Origin of the sequence: Dolichospermum flos-aquae CCAP 1403/13F (assembly GCF_012516395.1) — a bacterium.
Classification (GTDB): Bacteria; Cyanobacteriota; Cyanobacteriia; order Cyanobacteriales; family Nostocaceae; genus Dolichospermum; species Dolichospermum lemmermannii.
In genome coordinates this window covers 3,177,784-3,199,106 of record NZ_CP051206.1, presented here as the reverse complement: position 1 = coordinate 3,199,106, position 21,323 = coordinate 3,177,784, and the positions used below count along the sequence as shown (strand labels likewise).

Below are 21,323 nucleotides of genomic sequence, written 5' to 3'. Positions count from 1 at the left end.
TAGACCGGAGAGTGTCAACTAAATCCTATGGTTTTCTGGAAAAACTTTCATAAGACCTCTGCATCCTTCCTATCTGCCCTGGAACGTGCCAGACTATCAATAGCATCCCCTAAGGCTGTAGTCAGACCTTTGCGGGTTTGAGCGTGATTTTCTTGCTCTAGTTTCAAAGCTTGTAATAAATAATCACGTTCTTGAATAACTTCTACTAATTGAGTTTGTAACTCTTCTATAGAATTAAATTGGGCAATTTGTTGCTGAATAGCTGTGGTGCTGTCAGTACCTATTTCAGTATTGACACCTAAAAATTTTTGTTCTTCAGCTTTTACAGATGCTATGGCTTCCTGGTGCATTTTCGTATCTGCACGTCGTTGCTCTGCTTCGGTATTATAAAGTTGTCGCCATTTTTGCGAACTTTCCCAAGCTTCATCTCGTTCACGCTGAAATTTCGTCATCTGTTGTGTCAGAGACTGAATTTCGGCTAACCATTTTTGTGTTAAATGGGTGGAGTTATCAATATTTTCGGTCATTATTTTAGTTAAGTGTAGTTAATAGTTCAGGAGTATGAGCAGGAGGGGAAGGAGTTGCTTTAGGAACAGTTGTTTATCAAAATACAGGCAAAATAATGTAGAATATACCCCATCTACCTATAAAAAATTATCTAATTCATGATTAAGGCACTAAAACTACCCCAAAAATTAATGCTGCTTGGTTCAGGTGAACTAGGAAAAGAATTTGTAATTGCTGCTCAACGTTTAGGCAATTATATCATTGCTGTGGACAGATATGCTGATGCTCCGGCGATGCAGGTGGCTGATTGTGCAGAAGTTATCTCTATGCTGAGTGCTGATGATTTAGAAGCAGTCGTAAATAAACATCAGCCCGATTTTATTATTCCTGAAATTGAAGCAATTAGAACTGAAAAATTACAAGAATTTGAGCAAAGAGGAATTACAGTTATTCCCACAGCAGCGGCGACTAACTACACGATGAACCGCGACAGAATTAGAGAATTAGCACATCAAGAATTAGGAATTAGAACTGCTAAATATGGTTATGCAGTTACTTTAGAAGAATTAATTATCATTTCCGAAGAAATTGGTTTTCCTAATGTTGTAAAACCTGTGATGTCATCTTCTGGAAAAGGTCAATCTGTAGTTAATGACAGCAGCGAAGTCGCAAAAGCTTGGAATTATGCCATTTCTAATTCTCGTGGTGATAGCCAAAAGGTAATTGTTGAAGAATTCATTAATTTTGAAATTGAAATTACTTTACTGACAATTAAACAATGGAACGCACCCACAATTTTTTGTAATCCCATTGGCCACCGTCAAGAAAGAGGAGATTATCAAGAATCTTGGCAACCCGCAGCTATTTCTGAAGATAAAATTTTAGCATCTCAAGAAATTGCCAAAAAAGTTACTGATGCTTTAGGTGGTGCGGGAATTTTTGGTGTTGAGTTTTTCATTACTAAAGATGAGGTGATTTTTTCGGAACTGTCTCCTCGACCCCATGATACAGGAATGGTGACATTAATTTCTCAGAATTTGAATGAATTTGAATTACATCTCCGAGCCATTTTAGGTTTACCAATTCCCCATATTGAACAGTTAGGATTTTCAGCAAGTGCGGTAATTTTAGCTGCCGAAAAGTCTGATTCTATTACTTTTACTGGTGTAGCTGAAGCTTTAGCCGAAAAAGATGTAGATATTAAGTTATTTGGTAAACCTACGGCTCATCCTTATCGTCGTATGGGGGTAGCTTTAGCAAAAGGTGGGGATATTTCCGAAGCTAGAGAAAAGGCTACAAAAGCAGCTAGTCAGGTGAAAATAAATTGATATATTTATTTTTAATATTGAAACTATATCATGACAACAAACAAAACTTTCGTCCCTGTTGCTTTAACAATTGCCGGTTCTGATAGTGGTGGGGGTGCGGGAATTCAAACCGATTTACGGACTTTTGCTTTTCACTGCGTCCACGGAACAAGTGCTATTACCTGCATTACAGCCCAAAATACTGTAGGAGTCAGCAGGGTTGATGCGATCGCATCCGATGCTGTTGTCGCCCAAATTCAGGCGGTTGTAGAGGACATTGGCGTACAATCTGCAAAAACGGGAATGTTACTTAACCAAGAAATTATCTTGGCTGTAGCCCAGCAAATAGCAGCTTATAAAATTAATAATTTAGTAGTTGATCCTGTGATGGTATCACGCACAGGAGCGCAATTAATTGATGATGATGCCGTGCAAACTTTACGGAATACTCTGATTCCCTTAGCATCTATTATTACTCCAAATCGCTATGAAGCGCAGATTTTAAGCGGGTTAGAAATTACTTCTTTAGTAGATATGCAAGCAGCAGCGGCAATTATGCACAGGGAATTGGGAGTAAAGGCTGTTTTAGTCAAGGGTGGAGGAATGTCTGGAAATTTGCGGGGTGTTGATGTTTGGTTTAATGGAGAAAAATTGCAGATTTTGAGAACGAAACAGGTAGAGACAAAAAATACTCATGGCACAGGTTGTACTTTATCAGCGGCCATTGCTGCTAACCTAGCTTTAGGTAAAGACCTCTGGACAGCAGTACAAGCCGCAAAAGAATATGTTACAAATGCTCTTACCTATTCTCTAGATATTGGCAAAGGACAAGGACCAGTAGGCCACTTTTTCCCATTATTGATCAAATAAACCAATTTTTTAAAAAGTTGTATTAATCACATATAATTAGTTACTATACTGATAGGCTTAATTATTTAATCCCAGAAATACGCAGAAAAATAGTTACGGGCATTTTTCCCTTATTTTTGGGCATAATTTCATCAATAACTATATTCTGCTCCTGATTATCCTTACTCTAACTACTGTATTTTGATACTAAAATATCCATGGAAACAACTACAGGATCTAATTATAGTCAACCACCTAACAACTACCCTCCCTCTGTTCCCCTTTGGGTTTACCGAGAATTGACAGCGGAGTTACAAGCAGTACAATCTAAACTAAATGTAGTTACTAGTCATAATCAAAAATTATCCCAGGAAAATCAACAACTGCGTCAAGAAATAACTAAAGTTATTGAATCTTGCTTAGAACTAAAAAAATTAGTTGAGACTTCAGCACCCAGCCCTCCCGCACCACCGTGTCCTCATAACGAAGAAGAATATCTACCTCAACCTACACCCCGTAATCATCAGGAGGTGAGATATACAAATAAGCCAACCGTGACAACAGCACCTCCAGGACAACAGCCTACTACCCCTCGTCGAAAAGCAGTAATAAAAGCTACACCTCCCCAAAACGGTCGTCAGGAGTCTGTTACACCAACAAAAGATGTTAATTTTCCAGTATCAGAAAAAGTATTGATAGAAGAAAAGAAGGTCCGTTATTCTCCTAATCCTCAGTCTCAGACAAAAGGATTAAATGGGTTATGGCTAGTAATTACTATTATATTCATTATGCTAACTGGTTTTGCGGCTGGATATTTAATTGTCCGTCCTTTATTCCAAAATCAGATTCAACCTGCAACAATTAAAAATTAAAAATTAAAAACAATTAGACATTAGGTGGTCAATAATGTAGAGACGTTCCATGGAACATCTCTACAAGGATTCCAGAAGATACACATTTAATTCCTGGAGTATCAAGATTGATTATCTATCAACAGAACCCATAATTACGTCAATACTACCAAGAATAACAACGATATCCGCAACCTTCATTCCCCGCAGTAAATGAGGAAGAATTTGCAAATTGTTGAAATCTGCGGCGCGGATTTTCCAGCGCCAAGGGAAAACATTATTATCACCTACTAAATAAATTCCCAATTCTCCTTTTCCACTTTCAACGCGGGAGTAAATTTCACCTTGGGGAACTTTGAAAGTAGGAGAAACTTTTTTAGCAACAAACTGATAATCAAAAGCATCCCATTCAGATTTTTTCCCAGCCATTATCCGTTTTGCTTCCAGGTTTTCGTAGGGACCACCGGGTAAGCCAGCAATGGCTTGACGAATGATTTTTACAGATTCGCGCATTTCTCGCATCCGTACCATGTAACGGGCAAGACAATCACCAACGGTTTCCCACTGGACATCCCAATCGAAATCGTCGTAAGATTCGTAGTGGTCAACTTTCCGTAAATCCCATTTCACCCCAGAAGCGCGTAACATTGGTCCAGAAAGTCCCCAGTTAATCGCTTCTTCACGGGTAATAGTTCCCAAACCCTCAATGCGGCGGCGGAAAATGGGGTTATTGGTAACTAAACGTTCATATTCATCAACTTTAGGGATAAAATAGTCGCAGAAATCTAAACACTTATCTACCCAACCATAGGGTAAATCAGCAGCAACACCACCCACGCGGAAGTAGTTGTGATTTACCATGCGGTAGCCAGTTGCAGCTTCCCACAGATCATAAATCATTTCCCGTTCTCGGAATTGGTAGAAAAAGGGTGTTTGCGCGCCCACGTCAGCGAGGAACGGACCAAACCATAATAGGTGGTTAGCAATGCGGTTTAGTTCCAGCATAATCACGCGGATATAGCTGGCGCGTTTGGGTACGGTGATACCTGCTAATTTTTCTGGTGCGTTGACTGTCACCGCCTCATTAAACATCCCCGCAGCGTAGTCCCAACGGCTGACGTAGGGAACGTACATGATTGTCGAACGGTTTTCGGCAATTTTCTCCATTCCCCGGTGTAGGTAGCCTATGACTGGTTCACAGTCAACGACATCTTCACCGTCTAAGGTCATAATTAGTCGCAAAACCCCGTGCATTGATGGGTGGTGAGGTCCCATATTTAGCACCATTGGTTCGGTGCGGGTTTCTATTCTACTCATAGATTTGCTGTTCTCCCGTTGTGGATGTTGTAAATTGACCCGCTAAGATTAACCTGCTGCGATTGTTATTGTCTGCCAAAATTTAGCTTATAGGGATAATTTCTAGATTATCTCTACAGGGTGACGTTGGAGAGAGAATAGCAGAGTCGGTTTTGGACTTGATGTTTTATTTTGTGCCGCTACTTCAATTATTATAGGGAAGCTTGATATATCAGGGATTGAGAATCTGGATTTTTTTCATGTACCTGGGGGGTGTGGGAATGGGGAGAAATCTTCGCGGTTTGGATGACTAAACTAAAATTGTATCAAGGTCTTGGTGATTTTGCTGGTAGTTAAGATAGATTTAATTTATAATTACTCTAATTAATATCTATGGTTAAATCTTAGCTCACGCAGAGGCGCAGAGGCACGGAGGAAGAGAAACGGAGTTTTTGAATGGATATGATTAAATTATGAATTATCTGCAAAAATACCAGGAACAAAAGTTCGTTGAAGCCTTAGATATTTGTCAATCATTAGTTGATTTTAAATATCGTCCTACAAATTTAACCTATCAAGCAATAGAGTTATTTTGTGAAATCGGTAAAAATCCTTTTGAATTATTAGAATTATGTCATAAATATTCTAGTAAAATTGAAAAAATCTGTGATATTATTCATGAATATGGAACAAGTATAGATAATTTGCGTGTTGATTGTCTACTTGGTTTTGGTGCAAAAGATCATTGTAGTTTTTTGAGTTTTTTTCTCAATCTTAATTTTGGCAAATTTGAATATTTCACAGATAATTTTACAACACCCGAACAAATTGCTGAATTATTTAAAGATTGGAAAGAAATTGATTTTAATCCTGTCATTGAAAAGCAAAAAGCAGTTACATTTTAATAAACCAAAAGTATTATCTAAACTTAGTTAACCAAAATTGTCAATCAAGGAGATATCCATGAAAGAATTAATGAAACAACCCTCATCTTGGCTACCAAATGGAATAAACCTGAATCTTTCAGATCAATTTCGTCCTTTTTCCTTTACTGAAGAGTTACAGATTCGTTTAGAAGAACTCTTAGAAAAGAATAAAGAAAATTTGCTAAATGCTGATGAAAAACCAGAACTAGCAGGTTTATTAGAATTAGAAAAAATCTTCAGTTTTATAAACGCCAAACTTGCTTCTTAATTTTACTCTCAATAATTTAATAATGAAATCAGATTCACAAACACCCCTAGATTTAGAAGAAGTTACATTTTCCCATATTCCCGTTCTCAGTCAAGAAGTGATTACAGGTTTAAATATCCAACCTGGTGGAAATTATTTAGATTTAACCGTTGGTGGTGGTGGTCACAGTCGCTTAATATTAGAAACTGCTGAAGATGTAAAAGTAACTTGTGTTGACCAAGATGAGGATGCTTTAAAAGCCGCAAAAGAGAATTTATCAGAGTTTGGGGATAGAGTTAATTTTATTCATAGCAACTTTGCCAATTACCAATTTATCGAAAATAGTTATGATGGAATTTTAGCAGATTTGGGAGTAAGTTCCTATCATTTAGATCATCCAGAACGAGGTTTTAGTTTTAGAAATACCGCAAACTTAGATATGCGAATGAACCAACAACAATCCCTCACCGCTGGAGATATTATAAATGAATGGGACGAAAAAGAATTAGCAGATATATTCTTTAAATATGGTGAAGAGAGACTTTCGAGAAGAATAGCCAGAAGAATAGTTGAGAAACGCCCATTTGATACTACTACAGAATTAGCAAATGCGATCGCATACTCCGTCCCCCCTAAATATCGACATGGGAGAATTCACCCCGCAACTCGTGTTTTTCAAGCCTTACGAATTGCTGTCAACGACGAATTAAAAGTCCTAGAAACCCTCATAGAAAAAGCCCCAAACGCCCTTATTCCTGAAGGAAGAATCGCAATAATCAGCTTTCACAGCTTAGAAGACAGACCAGTTAAACATGGTTTGAGAAATTCGCCATTATTGAGGATATTGACAAAAAAACCCATAATTGCCACAGAAGAAGAAATAAAACAAAACCCCCGTTCCCGTTCTGCTAAATTGAGAATAGCAGAAAAGAAAAACATAGATAATTGACACCCTTAAACTCCTTCTTCCTTTGCGCCTTTGCTCCTTAGCGCCTTTGCGCGAAACCTTAATCTAGATTTCCCATGCAAACCACCCTCCGTCACCGTCGCCAAAAACTAGCAGAAATCATAGGCTTTCCCGCCATTCTTTGGTCTGGTGGTAGCAGTCCCCGCAACTTCCCAGCCAATACCTTCCCCCACCGTGCTAACAGCCATTTCCTCTATTTCGCTGGAATTCCCCTCGAAAACGCCGCCATTCGCCTAGAAAGTGGCAAGCTACAACTATTTATAGATGACCCCCACCCCAGTAGCGCCCTGTGGCATGGAGAAACCCCCAGCCGAGAAGAAATTGCTGCCAAAATAGGTGCGGATGAAGCCAAAACCATGGCAGAATTAGGAAATTATTTAGAAAATGTGGCGACTCTTCCTGTACAAGATGCAACTACTTGGACACAGCAAACCCAACTTTTAAATCGCCGGATTTTACCAAAAAATCCACTGTCAGGAATTGATTTAGAATTAGCAAAAGCCATTGTTTCCCTGCGACTTACCCACGACGCAGCCGCCTTGGTAGAATTACGTAAAGCTGCGGCAGTGAGTGTAACAGCCCACAAAGCCGGAATGGCGGCAACACCTTCAGCTAAACTCGAAGCCGAAGTCCGTGCCACAATGGAAGTAGTAATTATGGGTGAAAATATGACCACTGCTTACAATAGTATTGTGACAGTTCATGGTGAAGTTTTACACAATAATCATTATTACCACTCTCTACAACCAGGGGATTTACTTTTAGCTGACGTGGGCGCGGAAACCCAGACAGGTTGGGCTGCGGATATTACCCGCACTTGGCCTGTTTCTGGGAAGTTTTCATCTACCCAAAGAGACATTTATGATATTGTTTTAGCCGCCCATGATGCTTGTATTCAAAACCTAGCCCCTGGGGTAGAATATTCAGATATTCATCTGTTAGCAGCAACTGTAATTGCTCAAGGTTTGGTAGATTTAGGAATTTTACGAGGTAAACCAGAAGATTTAGTAAAAATGGATCTTCATGCTTTATTTTTTCCCCACGGAATTGGGCATCTTTTAGGTTTAGATGTTCATGATATGGAAGATTTGGGAGACATTGCCGGCTATGATCAAGGAAGAAGCCGAAGTAGTCGTTTTGGTTTAAGTTATTTACGGTTAAATCGTCCCTTGCGTGCAGGAATGTTAGTGACAATTGAACCAGGATTTTATCAAGTTCCTGCAATTTTAAATGATCCAAAAACTCGTTCTCAATATCAATATTTAGTCAATTGGGAACGATTAGCACAATTTTCAGATGTGCGGGGAATTCGCATTGAAGATGATGTATTAGTTACAGAATCAGGAAGTGAGGTTTTAACAGCCGCATTACCAAATCAAGCCAGTGCTATTGAAGATTTAGTTGCTTATTAAATTATAGTATGCTAAATAACGTGATTAACTTACAATTTTTTGTAGGTTGGGTAAAGCCACAGCGCAACCCAACATTAGATTACATAAATTTAAAATTGTACTTGATTTAATTCACATTCCTAAATCTTGACATTTTCAATAATTTTAAAATCATGAACAAAAACCCGATAGCATTCATATTTAGCGGTATTATTATCAGCTTAGGATTTTTACCGTCCTTAGCACAGGCAAAACAGCCTGTTTCTGATACCCAAGTTGCAGCAATGGTAGAAGCTTTGCGACTAGCTGCACCCCATACAAAAAAGCGCAATGATGGATATTACAGCGCATGGCAAGTTAAACCAGAAACTCTTAAAGGTTGGTCAAAAACTTGTTTGAAGAAAGAATTAACACCAACTCAGTTTGAAAATGATCCCAAAGTAGCCCGTCAAGTTATTTCTTGTATCACCAACCGAGAATTAAATAAGCAATTTGTAGCTACTAATAACAACGAAAATAGTGCTGTGCGTGGTGTCGCTTGTTGGTGGATGACTGGTAGCTATACAGGCTGTGAGAAAGGCTTTACTGCTGATTATGTGCTGAAGGTAGTTCGCTTTTATAAGGAAGAAATTGCCAAACCAGCAGCAGTAACTTCTCCCACAAAGAAAAGTAGCCATTGAAATCATTTAAAATGAGGGATTATGCTCATAATCCCAACATTTATTATCTCGCCAAACTTCATTTTTTGACTCACACTTTTCCTTGTCTTTAGTACCAGGAATTGAGGTAGTTTGAATAATGTTTAAGCTGGATATAAGATATGAGATCATGAACGAACCTGTAGAGAAACCACAAAATATTAAAGTTCCAAAAAAAAACGTAACGCTGACAAATCTTACAGCAGGTATGACGGAAAAATTACGTTTTTTCCCATAGGGTTGATAGCGCATATATTTCCTCAAAATGGTGTCTATGGCAGATAACACCCTGGGAATGTTTACGCGCTGATAATATAAGATCAACTTGCAAAATTATTTATAACAAAATATCACGGAGATTTCTGTTAGCTAATAGACTAAGCTAATTTTCGTTATTTAACTTGTATTAATGCTGTTTAACATTAATCTGCTTTTATAAATTTAGGCAAAAATAGCCCAAGTAGTTATTTGATAAAAATGAAGCTAAAAAACAAAAGTGGTTCAACTTGCGTTAAACCACTTGTTTGTAAATGCTTTTAAAAAGCCCGTGACGAGGATTGAACTCGTGACCTCACCCTTACCAAGGGTGTGCTCTACCACTGAGCCACACGGGCAAAATAGAAACCAAAAATAAGATTTACAATGCTGTACATTTGTTTATAGTACAGCATTTATAATTCTTAGCGTCTGTAGGATATGGGCCGAGCTGGATTTGAACCAGCGTAGGCGTAAACCAACGGATTTACAGTCCGTCTCCATTAACCACTCGGACATCGACCCGTTTGTGTCCCACGCTTAACTATAATAGCAGTAGTCTCTGGGTTTGGCAAGGGGTTGGAGAAAATATTTTTGGTAAGGTCTGAATCCTTTACTCCAAAGTAGTTTCCGAGATTTACACGATTAGTTCTCCATTTTTTTTGTAGAGAGTACAAGCGGGTTAGAAGTTCAGCATGGGGGAAAAAATTCTAGCCGATACCGATATAAAGCCACTGGTCGAGAACCTGCGGTAAAATAATCAGGATCTTGGGGGGAAAGGTAGACAGCGGTTACTTGATCTGCGGTAATGGCTGGAGATGACGGAGAAAGCTTTTGATAAGCGGTAGTTGATTCTACAGTATTCAAATATGGACGAGAACTGCCTTTAAATAATTGTTGGAAAACTTCAGAAGTAATGAATTGATCATCTGCTGTTGTTTCTGTGGCGCGATCGCTGATAATAGAAATTAATTGCCGTTCACCCCGCAAAAATGTAATTTGACGATTGGGAGATTGAGGATCTACTTTGGATGATAAAACAGCCTCATTCCCTAAATAAGCTCTGGATAGGTTTAAACTATTAAATTCTCTATCTGCAACTAATATTGATGCTTGCTTTTGGAAGTTAGCAAAAATTTTTAACCCCGAATTAGTTGGTTTAACTTTTATGAATTTAACTAAAAAACTAATTGGTTGATTTAATTGACTACGATTACCTTCAAAGCCTGGTGTAACTATATCCGGTGCTAAAGGTGCGGCTAAATCTACTAATGTGCTGGTAACTTTCCAAGTCCCAGACATCCATTCAGGGTAAACTAAATCTCCTTTGGCTGGTTTGACTGATGTTAATTTTTCCCATTGGGGGAATTTGGCTAAATGTTCTGCTAATTCTCCAGCCTGGGCTTCATTATTTCCTAAGAACAAAAAAAGCATTAAGCAAAAGCTAATAATTATTTTTATCACCATATTCAACAATTAATAACATTTATTTAGTTTAGATCCCCGACTTCTTTGAGAAGTCGGGGATCTAGGATCTAGGGATTTCAAAATTATAAGGTTTCTAGGGCTAAAGGTTGCCAAATTTCCCCATACTTTTCTTTTAAAATTTGCCAAGCTTCTACTTGTCCTGGTTCGTATTCTCCTGGTTTACCCCATTGCAAAAAGAGGCTTAATGCAGGTTTTTCTTCTGCATCTAAAAACCGAATTGCATAGGTTGTAAAATTCCCTCTTTTAGCTTCACCTGTTTCAAATTTCACTTGTTGAATCATATCCATATTCAAATGAAATTCAAAGCCTTCGGTGTGCATATTCGCATATTTACCTTTTGGTAATTCGGCGTAATATAGCTTTTCTATTTTTCCTCTAGCTTCTAAAACAGCGGCGCTACTGGTGACAATTAGGCGTAAAGTTCCCAAGGTTTCACAAGATTCTAAAAATTCTTTCAATGTTGTTGTCATATTTGTTGATTGTTTAGTTGTTAGTGTTTCATTTCAGATTTATGACCAATTTAAATGTACTACGTTTCGTATTTCTCATAAGCAGCAACAATTCGTTGCACTAAAGGATGACGCACCACATCTTTTTGGGAAAATTCGCAAATCGCAATTCCTTCCACGTTTCTGAGAATTTGCAAAGCTACATCTAAACCTGATTTTTGATAATGTGGTAAATCAGTTTGGGTAACATCACCTGTAATCACCATGCGGGAGTTAAAACCCAATCGGGTTAAAACCATTTTCATTTGCGCCGGTGTGGTATTTTGAGCTTCGTCAACGATGATAAAGGCGTTATTTAATGTTCGTCCTCGCATATAAGCTAGTGGTGCGACTTCGATGATTTCCCGTTCAATTAAATTGGGGACTTTTTCGGGATCTATGAATTCATTAATGGCATCATAAAGAGGACGTAAATAGGGATTGACTTTTTGCTGTAAGTCTCCTGGTAAAAAGCCGAGTTTTTCCCCTGCTTCCACTGCGGGACGGGTTAAAATCAGCCGTTCAAATTGATTACTGAGTAGGGCTTGAACGGCGATAACTACCGCGAGATAGGTTTTTCCTGTTCCCGCAGGACCGATACAAAAGGTTAAATCCCGTCTGCGAAGTGCGTCTATATATTGGCGCTGGTGAAAGGTTTTAGCGCGAATTTCAAAACCTCGGCGAGTTTTGGCGAGGATATCGCGCTGTAGGTCTTGTAATTGGTCTTCTGTATTTGTGTCCAGGGCTTGACGGGCTGTGAGAATATCAGCACTAGAGATATGATTACCTTTACTCCACAAATTTTCTAGCGATCGCACTAATCGCTTTACTAATTCTACCTGTTTAGGTGTTCCCGAAATTAATAATTCTTGTCCCCGCAGAACTAAGTTAGCTCCTGTTTGTTGGCATAATAACTTGATATTTGCCTCACCATATCCAGCTAGAGCGATCGCACTGGACATACTAGGCAGTTGAATTATGGAATCATCTGCCATATTATTGCTGAATTGGGTAAAAAGTAGTTGTTAACAAAATTAATATTTTCCGATTAAATGTAAATTGAAAATTCTATAATTTTCTGTTAATTAGTATTTGTATGATTGGGAAATGGGCTGACAACATTTGTTAATTCTTGGCTGGTAAATCCGCCATAAAAACGGAATTATTCGCCAAGATTTGACAATGCTGTTGTCCCCTCTCTCCATCTTTCCCAGAATTAAATCTGTTACCAACCATTTAAACTAACTAGGAGAGTGCGGCAAAAATCACTAATTATTAAAAACCACTAAAAAGCTTTTGTAATTTGCTTTTTCAATTTTTAATTTTTAATTTTTAATTCCGCCCTGCGGTACTAGCGTAAACGTGGTTTAACAACAGGTTTGGGAATATTGTTCTCTCGTTCTTTCGACTTGGGTGGTAGTATCCGCTCTTCCTGTTCTTCATCAAAAGACACACTTTCCCGACTTTGGGAACTGTTGCCATAAATATCCAGGTATACTGATTGCCCAGCTAGTTCGGCTGCTGCGGCAATTACAGTGCGAATTGCCTGGATATTTCGTCCCCCTCGACCAAACACTTTTTCTTTATCTGTGCTATTAAAAGCAATGCGAACCCAAGCCCGCTTGAGGGTTTGAGACATTTCACAATCAACGCTTAAAGATTCTGGAGATTCTAAAAACGGCTGCACAAGAAACTCTACCAGCCCAACATAATTGGGACTGGTGGCTAGGGATTTCATCTCAAGACTATGATGCGGCTGTTGCACTGACCTGTTCAAAAACGTTAGCTTTTACGAGGATACTACGAACTGTATCGGTAGGTTGAGCGCCTTGTTGTAGACGCTTAATGATACCAGGAATGTTTAATTTTACTTCATCAGTTCTGGGGTTATAAAATCCTAGTTCTTCTAGGGGGCGACCGTCACGACGGGCAAGATTGTTAATAGCAACAATCCGGTAACTTGCTTCGCGCTTTTTGCCAAATCTTTTTAAACGCAATTTGATCATGTTGAGAACTGTTTCTCCTGTTCCTAGTGAGTGAGTTTGTAACTGATTGATAAGGAAGTGATGGGGACATTATACCCGCCTTCACAACTTCCAACACTGAAATGCTAATTTTAGCACTTTCTAGCCGTGAATGGCGATTAGTTTAGTTGTCAGTTGTCAGTTGGAAAGTATCGGCTCAATAAGTAGGGGTAGGAGAAAAAAATCAAGTCAGCGAGGAACACGCAGTATCATAGAATATGACAGATGACGCAAAAACTAGATTCGAGTAAGAAATCGGGAGAAGAAATTTCCCTTTTGTAGTAAATTCAACTATGTATAATTAGAGGGTGTTTGAAAAGTCCGACAGTTGGTAAAAAATCTCTCTCAATATACGCTGTGAATAGATGGTAAACAAATCATAATATAGGGTAGGCAATTTTGCCCACCCCATACAGATTTTACACAGTGTTGAAAAACTAACCTAAATTAATTCCCTTCCCGTAACTTATCCAACACACTGCGATCTTCCAAAGTCGAAGTATCCCCCGATATTTCCTGTCCTGATGCCAAATTCCGCAATAAACGCCGCATAATCTTCCCAGAACGGGTTTTCGGTAAAGCATCAGTAAACCTGATTTCACCAGGACGAGCGATCGCTCCAATCTCATTGACAACGTGCTTTTTCAGTTCCTTACTCAACTCCTCACTGGCTTGATAAGTCCCTTCCAAAGTCACAAAAGCCACAACTTCCTCACCCTTCAAATCATCCGGTTTACCCACCACCGCAGCCTCAGCCACCGCCGGATGAGACACTAGGGCAGATTCTACTTCCATCGTCCCCAAGCGGTGTCCAGAGACATTCAGAACATCATCCACGCGCCCCATGACCCAGAAATAGCCGTCCTCATCCTTTCTCGCCCCATCACCAGCAAAATACGTATAATTACCATTTGTGGGCGGAATATGTTCCCAGTAAGTCCGCCGGAAACGATCAGGATCACCGTACACAGTCCGCATCATTCCCGGCCAAGGATGACGAATTGCTAAATAACCACCTTCATTATCAGGGACAGAATTCCCGTCTAAATCCACCACATCCGCAATAATACCAGGGAAGGGGAGAGTGGCTGAACCTGGTTTAGTGGAAATTGCCCCAGGTAGAGGTGTAATCATAATCCCACCTGTCTCCGTTTGCCACCAAGTATCCACAATTGGACAACGTTCACCACCGATAACTTTGTGATACCACATCCAAGCTTCGGGGTTAATGGGTTCACCCACGCTTCCCAGTAATCGCAGAGAAGAAAGATTACGTTTGTTAGGATGGTGTTCACCCATTTTGATAAAGGCGCGAATTGCCGTTGGTGCAGTATAAAAAATATTAACACCGTATTTCTCAATGACATCCCAGAAGCAACCAGGATTAGAAGCACGGGGCGCACCTTCATACATGAGAGTGGTTGCCCCGTTGGAAAGGGGTCCATAAACTATATAGCTATGTCCCGTAATCCAACCGACATCGGCAGTACACCAATATACATCAGTATCTTGAAGATCAAAAATCCATTTGGTAGTAATATGGCTGTATAAGTTATAACCGCCTGTGGTGTGGACTACTCCTTTCGGTTTGCCTGTACTACCGGAAGTGTAGAGAACAAACAACATATCTTCGCTGTCCATAGGTTCAGCGGGACAATCAGCAGAAACGCCTTGTTGTAAATCGTGCCACCAATGGTCACGTCCTGCTGCCATCTGTGTTGTTTGATTTGTGCGTTTGACAACTAGCACATCTGTAATGCTGGGAACTGCATTATTCTCTAAAGCTTTATCCACCTGTTCTTTGAGGGGTACAATTGCATCCTTGCGCCAACCACCATCCGCTGTGATTACTAACTTAGCTTCGGCATCATTCAAGCGATCGCGCAAAGCTTCAGCACTAAAACCACCGAAAACAACGCTATGAGGTGCGCCAATTCTCGCACAGGCTAACATAGCAATGGCAGCTTCGGGAATCATCGGCATATAAATCCCAATGCGATCGCCTTTTTTTGCTCCTAGTTGCTTTAATACATTTGCAAACTGGCACACTTCCCGATGCAATTGGGCATAAGTCAGAGTCCGTGAATCTCCCGGTTCTCCTTCCCAAATCAACGCCGCTTTATTTTTCCGCCAAGTAGTGAGATGTCTGTCAAGACAATTGTAAGAAATATTAATCTTACCGTTGACAAACCACTTAGCAAAAGGTGGTTGCCAATCTAGGACAGTGTCCCATTTTTGAAACCAGTGTAACTCAGTTTCCGCCAATTCTGCCCAAAATTGTTGAGGATCTGCTTTGGCTTTGTCGTAAAGTCGCTGATAATCTGCTAAACTTTTGATCTGGGCATTTTCCGAAAATTCACTGCTAGGCGGAAATAGCCGCTTTTCCTGTAAGATGGATTCTATGGTTGGTTGAGACATAATGATGGATGCAAATGATAATGATATTGTGACTGAAAACTATTTTTAACGAAGTTGTGCTGAGTGTAAAGATTATTTACTGATCTGCTCAACTAGTCCTACTCTAGTCCGACAATTAGTTAATGCTAAATTATTCAGTACACCCTAAGATAAAATAATGATCATGTTTTTAACAACCTTATTTACCGATTTAGTAGGATATCACTCTTTAGATGCTGTGTTAGTGTTTTACAATAGGGTATAGTTTGCAAGCCAGAGAAATTAAGGATAAACTAAATTTACTAATCGAGCAAGCCGCTGAAATAGATCCAAGTCTCACGATAAAATTAAGAGATATCAACCGTTGGATTAAACATATCAAGCTTGGTTCACTGATATCCAAACCCATCGTTGTCGCTTTTTTATTAGAAGTAATTACGGACTCTAAGGTTTGGTTAGCAATTAAATCTTTACCTTCAGAGGAAGACCAAAAACTCCAGTTTGAGCAAATGACCGCCAATGAAAGATATTGGTACAGTTGTCTATTTCCTAAATGGATAAACGCCACAGACACCAAATTTTATATTTGGAAGAAAAAAATGATGGCGGGGGAATTTAATCAGGCTGATAGTGATATCATTAAATATATAGCTCAGGATGTTGTTCATCGAGAAGGGGATTTTTGGCGGCGTTATATAGCTGACCTTTCTATGGCAACAGACCTGATAGTTAGCAATCACCAAAATAAACCACTCTGTATTCAAGTTACCAGTGTCAGTGAAGAATTTCATAACACCAAGTATCAAAAGTGGCAAAATTCACTGCAATTGTGGGAAATAGAAAGAGGATTATTTCTCAGTTACAATCCCCAAGACAATGATTTTATTCATCAGCTAGTCAATGTTGCACTGTATAACAGTGATCATCTTGCGGAAGGGAAGTATATGAATTTCTCCTGATTCCCGAATATTGAAATCGAAATCTGTGTCCTAGCTAACATCATTAATCCGCTGAAAATACCATTTATGGTTAACCAACAACAGACTAATAATAGCGCTCAACTCGAAAACCTGACAGAAGCGTTAGCAGCAGCCCGGAATATGCAGCAAGATTGGTTAAATTATGGACTAAATTTTGTTCATATTTATGTCGAAGATGTGGAAGGTGATTGGCTAGAAACCTGGGGAGATGATGAAATATCTAATCCTTTATTTGATTCTATTAAAGACTTTTTAGTTAGTGATGATGATGCGGCTATCAAAATCAGAAATTATGTGGGAGATACATCATTGTTTGATTTAGCAGTAGATTTAGAAGAATGTTTGAGAATCTCTAGAGAAAATGACAAAATATCGGCTGTGAAAGATGTGTTAGTAAGTGATATTGATCTTGATATTGATAATTTGGAATTATTGGATTTAGCTAGTTATTTTGTCAACAAGTGTTGTCACAAAAATTCAGAACCTAGAATTGTTGAAGTATAGTTTTCGAGAGTTTCAGAGAGTTTCAGATCCCCAACTTCTTAGAGAAGTCGGGGATCTTGTTTGTGGTATATAATGTTTTAGCTAAAAACTGTACAAGCTAACAGTTATCGGTGTGAAAATTTTATACTATACATCTTGGCACAAAAGATGTCAAAGCTGCTATTGTTTATGCAGTACGAGTAAATAGAAAATCGGAATCACCATAAAGCGATAGGTTTAGTAATCTATAGTAACCCCATATATCCTAAAATTAAATCATGTACAGTAGCAGCAATATGGAAAAACTACAAACCGCCTCCAGACAGGCAGAAATAGAAGCAACTTTCATCACACTTGCCAATCAATGGCGGGAAGAAAATCGTGGTATATCATCAACTAACCAAATGTGTATGCACCCTGCCTATCAACAAATTATAGGCATGGGTGAAGTCGTCATACCTCTACTGCTAAGAGAGCTTGAAAAGAAATCTGGACGCTGGTTTTGGGCATTAAAATCTATTTCCAGAGAAGATCCTGTACCTCCAGAGTACAGAGGAAATACAGAAAAAATGACTAAAGCATGGCTCGAATGGGGAAAGCAAAGGGGCTACAATTGGTAAGTAATAACGCCTGGGTTAACTATGTAAAAACATTTATTGAACGAGATTTTCCTAACCTAGTCATCCACGGATACAAGCTTACAAGCCCAGATACAACAGATTACAATTGTGTTGCTTGGGCAGCAGAAGACGATCAAAATTGGTGGTGGCCAGATGCTCAAAATGAAGAATACTGGCCTCCAGATGTTCCTAGAGAGGAGACCATTAACGCTTTTGAGCAAGCATTTCAAACTCTTGGTTATGAAGTCTGTGAAGATGATACTTTAGAACCAGGATTTCAAAAAATAGCAATATACGTTAATTCCAATAAAACACCAACCCACGTTGCTAGACAATTACCTGATGGTAAATGGACAAGTAAGCTAGGTCAAGACGAAGATATAGAGCATAATAATTTACAAGGTTTAACTGGTAATCCTGGTTATGGTGAAGTTACCTGTATTATGAAAAGACCAATTTGAAACTAGAAGAATAGTTAAAAAAGCGATCGCTTACTTGACTCCACATATATCATACCCGGTTAATTACTCCCTTCCCAGCACAAGATATTAACTAAAAACTGTTAATTTAAAATCCCCTTATTTTACCAAAGACTAATATGTCATTTGTTCCTTTACATATTCACAGTGATTACAGCTTGCTTGATGGTGCTAGTCAACTACCAGAATTGGTAGATCGAGCGATCGCATTAGGAATGAAAGCGATCGCCCTCACAGATCATGGTGTCATGTATGGGGCAGTTGAACTCATTAAAATCTGCCGCAGTAAGACTATAAAGCCAATAATTGGCAACGAAATGTATATCCTAAATGGTGATATTGACAAACAAGAACGCCGTCCCAAATATCATCAAGTCGTATTAGCAAAAAACACCCAAGGCTATAAAAACCTAGTTAAAATCACCACAATTTCCCATCTTCAAGGAGTACAAGGTAAAGGCATTTTTTCCCGTCCTTGTATTAACAAAGATTTACTCAAACAATATCGTGAAGGTTTAATAGTTACTAGCGCTTGTTTAGGGGGAGAAATTCCCCAAGCAATTTTGAGTAATCGGCCAGATGCAGCCAGAAAAGTTGCCAAATGGTATAAAGATGTATTTGGAGAAGATTTTTATTTAGAAATTCAAGATCATGGTTCACAAGAAGACCGGATTGTGAATGTAGAAATTGTTAAAATTGCCAGAGAATTAGGGATTAAATTTATTGCTACAAATGACTCCCATTTTATTTCTTGTTTTGATGTAGAATCCCATGATGCCTTGCTATGTATTCAAACCGGCAAACTCATCAGCGAAGATAAAAGAATGCGATATAGCGGCACAGAATACCTCAAATCATCAGAGGAAATGCGCCAGTTATTCCGTGACCATTTACCCGATGATGTCATTGCTGAAGCCATAGCCACCACAGAAGAAATTGCTGATAAAGTTGAACCTTATCACATCATGGGTGATCCCCAAATTCCCACACCCCAAATACCTTCAGGACATACAGCAGATACCTATGCAGAAGAAGTTGCTTGGGACGGACTTTTAGAAAGATTAAAACGCAAATCTCGCAACGAAGTAGATCCAGTCTATAAAGAAAGATTGGAATATGAATTAAAAATGATTCAACAAATGGGATTTTCCACCTACTTTTTAGTAGTGTGGGACTACATCAAATTTGCGCGAGATAATAATATTCCCGTCGGTCCAGGACGGGGTTCTGCGGCAGGTTCTTTAGTAGCTTATGCCATGAAAATTACGAATATTGACCCCGTACATCATGGCTTATTATTTGAAAGATTTCTCAATCCTGAACGCAAATCAATGCCGGATATTGATACAGATTTCTGCATTGATAAACGAGATCAAGTCATTGATTATGTAACTAATAAATATGGTGTTGATAGAGTTGCCCAAATCATCACTTTTAACCGTCTGACATCAAAAGCAGTGTTAAAAGATGTCGCTAGAGTGTTAGACATTCCCTATGGGGATTCTGACAAAATGGCGAAAATGATTCCTGTAGTTCGGGGTAAACCCACAAAACTGAAAGTGATGATTTCCGATGAAACTCCCGAACCAGAATTTAAAGCCAAATATGATAATGATCCCACTGTACGGCGCTGGATTGACATGGCCATGCGAATTGAAGGAACTAACAAAACCTTCGGGGTTCATGCTGCTGGTGTCGTTATTTCCGCAGAACCATTAGATGAACTTGTTCCTCTACAACGAAATAATGATGGTTCTGTAATTACTCAATATTTCATGGAAGATTTGGAATCATTGGGATTATTAAAAATGGACTTTTTGGGTTTGCGGAACTTAACCCTAATTCAAAAAACCATTGATTTAATTGAACAAAGTAAAGGATATCGAATTGATCCTGATGAAATTACCGGACAGGAAAGAAAAGCACAAAAAATATTAGCTAAAGGTGATCATACTAACTTACCAAAAGACGTTGCTAAAGCTTATTCATTATTAGAAGCAGGTGATTTAGAAGGGATATTTCAATTAGAATCTTCAGGAATGAAACAGATAGTCCGAGATTTAAAACCTTCAAACATTGAAGATATTTCTTCCATTTTAGCACTTTATCGCCCAGGACCATTAGATGCAGGATTAATTCCTAAATTTATTAATCGTAAACATGGACGAGAAGAAATTGAATATGATACTCAAATTTTAGAACCAATCTTAAATGAAACCTACGGAATCATGGTTTATCAAGAGCAAATTATGAAAATTGCTCAAGATATGGCTGGTTATAGCTTAGGACAAGCTGATTTACTGCGTCGGGCTATGGGTAAAAAGAAAGTATCAGAAATGGAGAAACAAAAGCAAAATTTTATTGATGGTTCGGCAAAAAATGGTGTAATACCCCAAGTTTCTGAACATTTATTTGGGGATATGTTGAAGTTTGCCGAATACTGTTTAAGTTATGACACAGAAATTTTAACTGTTGAATATGGTTTTTTAGAGATTGGGGAAATTGTTGAAAAACAAATTGAATGTAAAGTCTATACTATTGATAGTAATGGAATGCTTTATACTCAATCAATTGCCCAATGGCATAATCGGGGACAGCAAGAAGTTTATGAATATTTGTTAGAAAATGGGGCAATTATTCGCGCTACAAAAGACCATAAATTCATGACTGAAGCCGGGCAAATGTTACCAATTGATGAGATTTTTGCCCAAGGTTTGGATTTATTACAGGTGGGTGTTGCTGAATGAAAGGATGAATTTTTTTTCACGCAGAGGCGCAGAGTCGCAGAGAGTAGGAGCTTGCAAAATGTAATTGTTGACTTTTATACTTCAAAAAACAAACAAACTTAACCCGACTCAACAATACTTAAGATCAGTATTCACATCTCTTCTTTATTTACCTCTGCGCCCTCTGTGCCTCTGTGGTTCGTTAAAAATTAACTACTTAACTAACCACATATAACTATATACACATACATAGCATACTGATTATACAATTACATATCAGTATATTCTCACTGGTTTAAAGCCCATTAGTAATGGTAACTTAAAATACGTAACCATTTTAGACG

At 38.7% G+C, this 21,323-nt stretch carries 20 protein-coding genes, 2 tRNA genes and 1 pseudogene; 13 read left to right on the top strand and 10 right to left on the bottom strand.

Annotation, left to right across the window (positions count from 1 at the left end; translation table 11 throughout):
• Positions 1-47 precede the first annotated feature (47 nt).
• Positions 48-527, bottom strand: a complete 480-nt coding sequence (locus HGD76_RS15480; protein WP_168696315.1) for a hypothetical protein — start codon at positions 525-527, stop codon at positions 48-50.
• Positions 528-665: 138 nt separating this feature from the next.
• Here HGD76_RS15480 and purT point away from each other — a divergent pair, with 138 nt between their 5' ends.
• From purT to HGD76_RS15465, 3 genes are all read left to right on the top strand, one after another.
• Positions 666-1,835, top strand: a complete 1,170-nt coding sequence (purT, locus tag HGD76_RS15475) for a formate-dependent phosphoribosylglycinamide formyltransferase (protein WP_015083617.1) — start codon at positions 666-668, stop codon at positions 1,833-1,835.
• A gap of 30 nt (positions 1,836-1,865) precedes the next feature.
• Positions 1,866-2,684: a bifunctional hydroxymethylpyrimidine kinase/phosphomethylpyrimidine kinase gene (gene thiD / locus HGD76_RS15470; RefSeq protein ID WP_168696314.1), complete on the top strand. Its 819-nt coding sequence runs from the start codon at positions 1,866-1,868 to the stop codon at positions 2,682-2,684.
• A gap of 197 nt (positions 2,685-2,881) precedes the next feature.
• Positions 2,882-3,535 carry a hypothetical protein gene (locus HGD76_RS15465; RefSeq protein WP_168696313.1) on the top strand — a complete coding sequence of 218 codons (654 nt, stop codon included), beginning with the start codon at positions 2,882-2,884 and terminating at the stop codon, positions 3,533-3,535.
• Positions 3,536-3,646: 111 nt separating this feature from the next.
• Here HGD76_RS15465 and HGD76_RS15460 read toward each other — a convergent pair whose 3' ends face one another.
• Positions 3,647-4,831: an NAD(P)H-quinone oxidoreductase subunit H gene (locus HGD76_RS15460; RefSeq protein WP_168696312.1), complete on the bottom strand. Its 1,185-nt coding sequence runs from the start codon at positions 4,829-4,831 to the stop codon at positions 3,647-3,649.
• Positions 4,832-5,283: 452 nt separating this feature from the next.
• Between HGD76_RS15460 and HGD76_RS15455 the strand changes: the two genes are divergently transcribed.
• The 5 genes from HGD76_RS15455 to HGD76_RS15435 all read left to right on the top strand — a co-directional run bounded on the left by HGD76_RS15455 (position 5,284) and on the right by HGD76_RS15435 (position 9,021).
• The gene (locus HGD76_RS15455; protein WP_168696311.1) at positions 5,284-5,715 is read left to right on the top strand and encodes a hypothetical protein; all 432 of its coding nucleotides are present in this window, start codon (positions 5,284-5,286) and stop codon (positions 5,713-5,715) included.
• Between the two features lie 58 nt (positions 5,716-5,773).
• The gene (locus tag HGD76_RS15450; protein ID WP_148760870.1) at positions 5,774-6,004 is read left to right on the top strand and encodes a hypothetical protein; all 231 of its coding nucleotides are present in this window, start codon (positions 5,774-5,776) and stop codon (positions 6,002-6,004) included.
• Between the two features lie 22 nt (positions 6,005-6,026).
• Complete coding sequence (rsmH, locus tag HGD76_RS15445; protein ID WP_168696310.1) at positions 6,027-6,932, top strand: 16S rRNA (cytosine(1402)-N(4))-methyltransferase RsmH; 906 nt, start codon at positions 6,027-6,029, stop codon at positions 6,930-6,932.
• Between the two features lie 74 nt (positions 6,933-7,006).
• Positions 7,007-8,362, top strand: a complete 1,356-nt coding sequence (locus HGD76_RS15440; protein ID WP_168696309.1) for an aminopeptidase P family protein — start codon at positions 7,007-7,009, stop codon at positions 8,360-8,362.
• Positions 8,363-8,514: 152 nt separating this feature from the next.
• On the top strand, positions 8,515-9,021 hold the full coding sequence (locus HGD76_RS15435) for a hypothetical protein (RefSeq protein WP_168696308.1): 507 nt from the start codon (positions 8,515-8,517) through the stop codon (positions 9,019-9,021).
• A 560-nt stretch (positions 9,022-9,581) separates the two neighbouring features.
• On the opposite strand, the gene HGD76_RS15430 is transcribed toward HGD76_RS15435, so the two are convergent.
• The 8 genes and pseudogenes from HGD76_RS15430 to acs form a co-directional block, all read right to left on the bottom strand.
• A tRNA-Thr gene (locus HGD76_RS15430) sits at positions 9,582-9,653 on the bottom strand.
• Between the two features lie 83 nt (positions 9,654-9,736).
• Positions 9,737-9,819: transfer RNA gene (locus HGD76_RS15425), tRNA-Tyr, on the bottom strand.
• Between the two features lie 165 nt (positions 9,820-9,984).
• Positions 9,985-10,761, bottom strand: a complete 777-nt coding sequence (locus HGD76_RS15420; RefSeq protein WP_168696307.1) for a DUF6816 family protein — start codon at positions 10,759-10,761, stop codon at positions 9,985-9,987.
• An 83-nt stretch (positions 10,762-10,844) separates the two neighbouring features.
• Positions 10,845-11,258 (bottom strand): annotated as a pseudogene (locus HGD76_RS15415) (ChuX/HutX family heme-like substrate-binding protein); the annotation flags it as partial.
• Between the two features lie 53 nt (positions 11,259-11,311).
• Positions 11,312-12,265, bottom strand: a complete 954-nt coding sequence (locus HGD76_RS15410) for a PhoH family protein (RefSeq protein ID WP_168696305.1) — start codon at positions 12,263-12,265, stop codon at positions 11,312-11,314.
• A gap of 356 nt (positions 12,266-12,621) precedes the next feature.
• The gene (locus tag HGD76_RS15405; protein WP_015081383.1) at positions 12,622-13,008 is read right to left on the bottom strand and encodes a KH domain-containing protein; all 387 of its coding nucleotides are present in this window, start codon (positions 13,006-13,008) and stop codon (positions 12,622-12,624) included.
• Positions 13,009-13,015: 7 nt separating this feature from the next.
• Positions 13,016-13,276, bottom strand: a complete 261-nt coding sequence (gene rpsP / locus HGD76_RS15400; protein WP_015081384.1) for a 30S ribosomal protein S16 — start codon at positions 13,274-13,276, stop codon at positions 13,016-13,018.
• 465 nt (positions 13,277-13,741) lie between these two features.
• The gene (gene acs / locus HGD76_RS15395; protein WP_168696304.1) at positions 13,742-15,712 is read right to left on the bottom strand and encodes an acetate--CoA ligase; all 1,971 of its coding nucleotides are present in this window, start codon (positions 15,710-15,712) and stop codon (positions 13,742-13,744) included.
• A 245-nt stretch (positions 15,713-15,957) separates the two neighbouring features.
• Here acs and HGD76_RS15390 point away from each other — a divergent pair, with 245 nt between their 5' ends.
• The 5 genes from HGD76_RS15390 (at position 15,958) to HGD76_RS15370 (ending at position 21,000) form a co-directional block, all read left to right on the top strand.
• Complete coding sequence (locus HGD76_RS15390; RefSeq protein WP_148760846.1) at positions 15,958-16,650, top strand: hypothetical protein; 693 nt, start codon at positions 15,958-15,960, stop codon at positions 16,648-16,650.
• Positions 16,651-16,716: 66 nt separating this feature from the next.
• Positions 16,717-17,175: a hypothetical protein gene (locus HGD76_RS15385; protein ID WP_168696303.1), complete on the top strand. Its 459-nt coding sequence runs from the start codon at positions 16,717-16,719 to the stop codon at positions 17,173-17,175.
• A 257-nt stretch (positions 17,176-17,432) separates the two neighbouring features.
• A complete protein-coding gene (locus tag HGD76_RS15380) occupies positions 17,433-17,774 on the top strand; it encodes a hypothetical protein (RefSeq protein ID WP_217357543.1) in 342 nt (113 codons plus the stop codon).
• On the top strand, positions 17,768-18,235 hold the full coding sequence (locus HGD76_RS15375; RefSeq protein ID WP_148766790.1) for a DUF7689 domain-containing protein: 468 nt from the start codon (positions 17,768-17,770) through the stop codon (positions 18,233-18,235). Before HGD76_RS15380 ends, HGD76_RS15375 begins: the two co-directional genes overlap by 7 nt.
• A 137-nt stretch (positions 18,236-18,372) precedes the next feature.
• The gene (locus tag HGD76_RS15370) at positions 18,373-21,000 is read left to right on the top strand and encodes a DNA polymerase III subunit alpha (RefSeq protein ID WP_168696302.1); all 2,628 of its coding nucleotides are present in this window, start codon (positions 18,373-18,375) and stop codon (positions 20,998-21,000) included.
• Positions 21,001-21,323 lie beyond the last annotated feature (323 nt).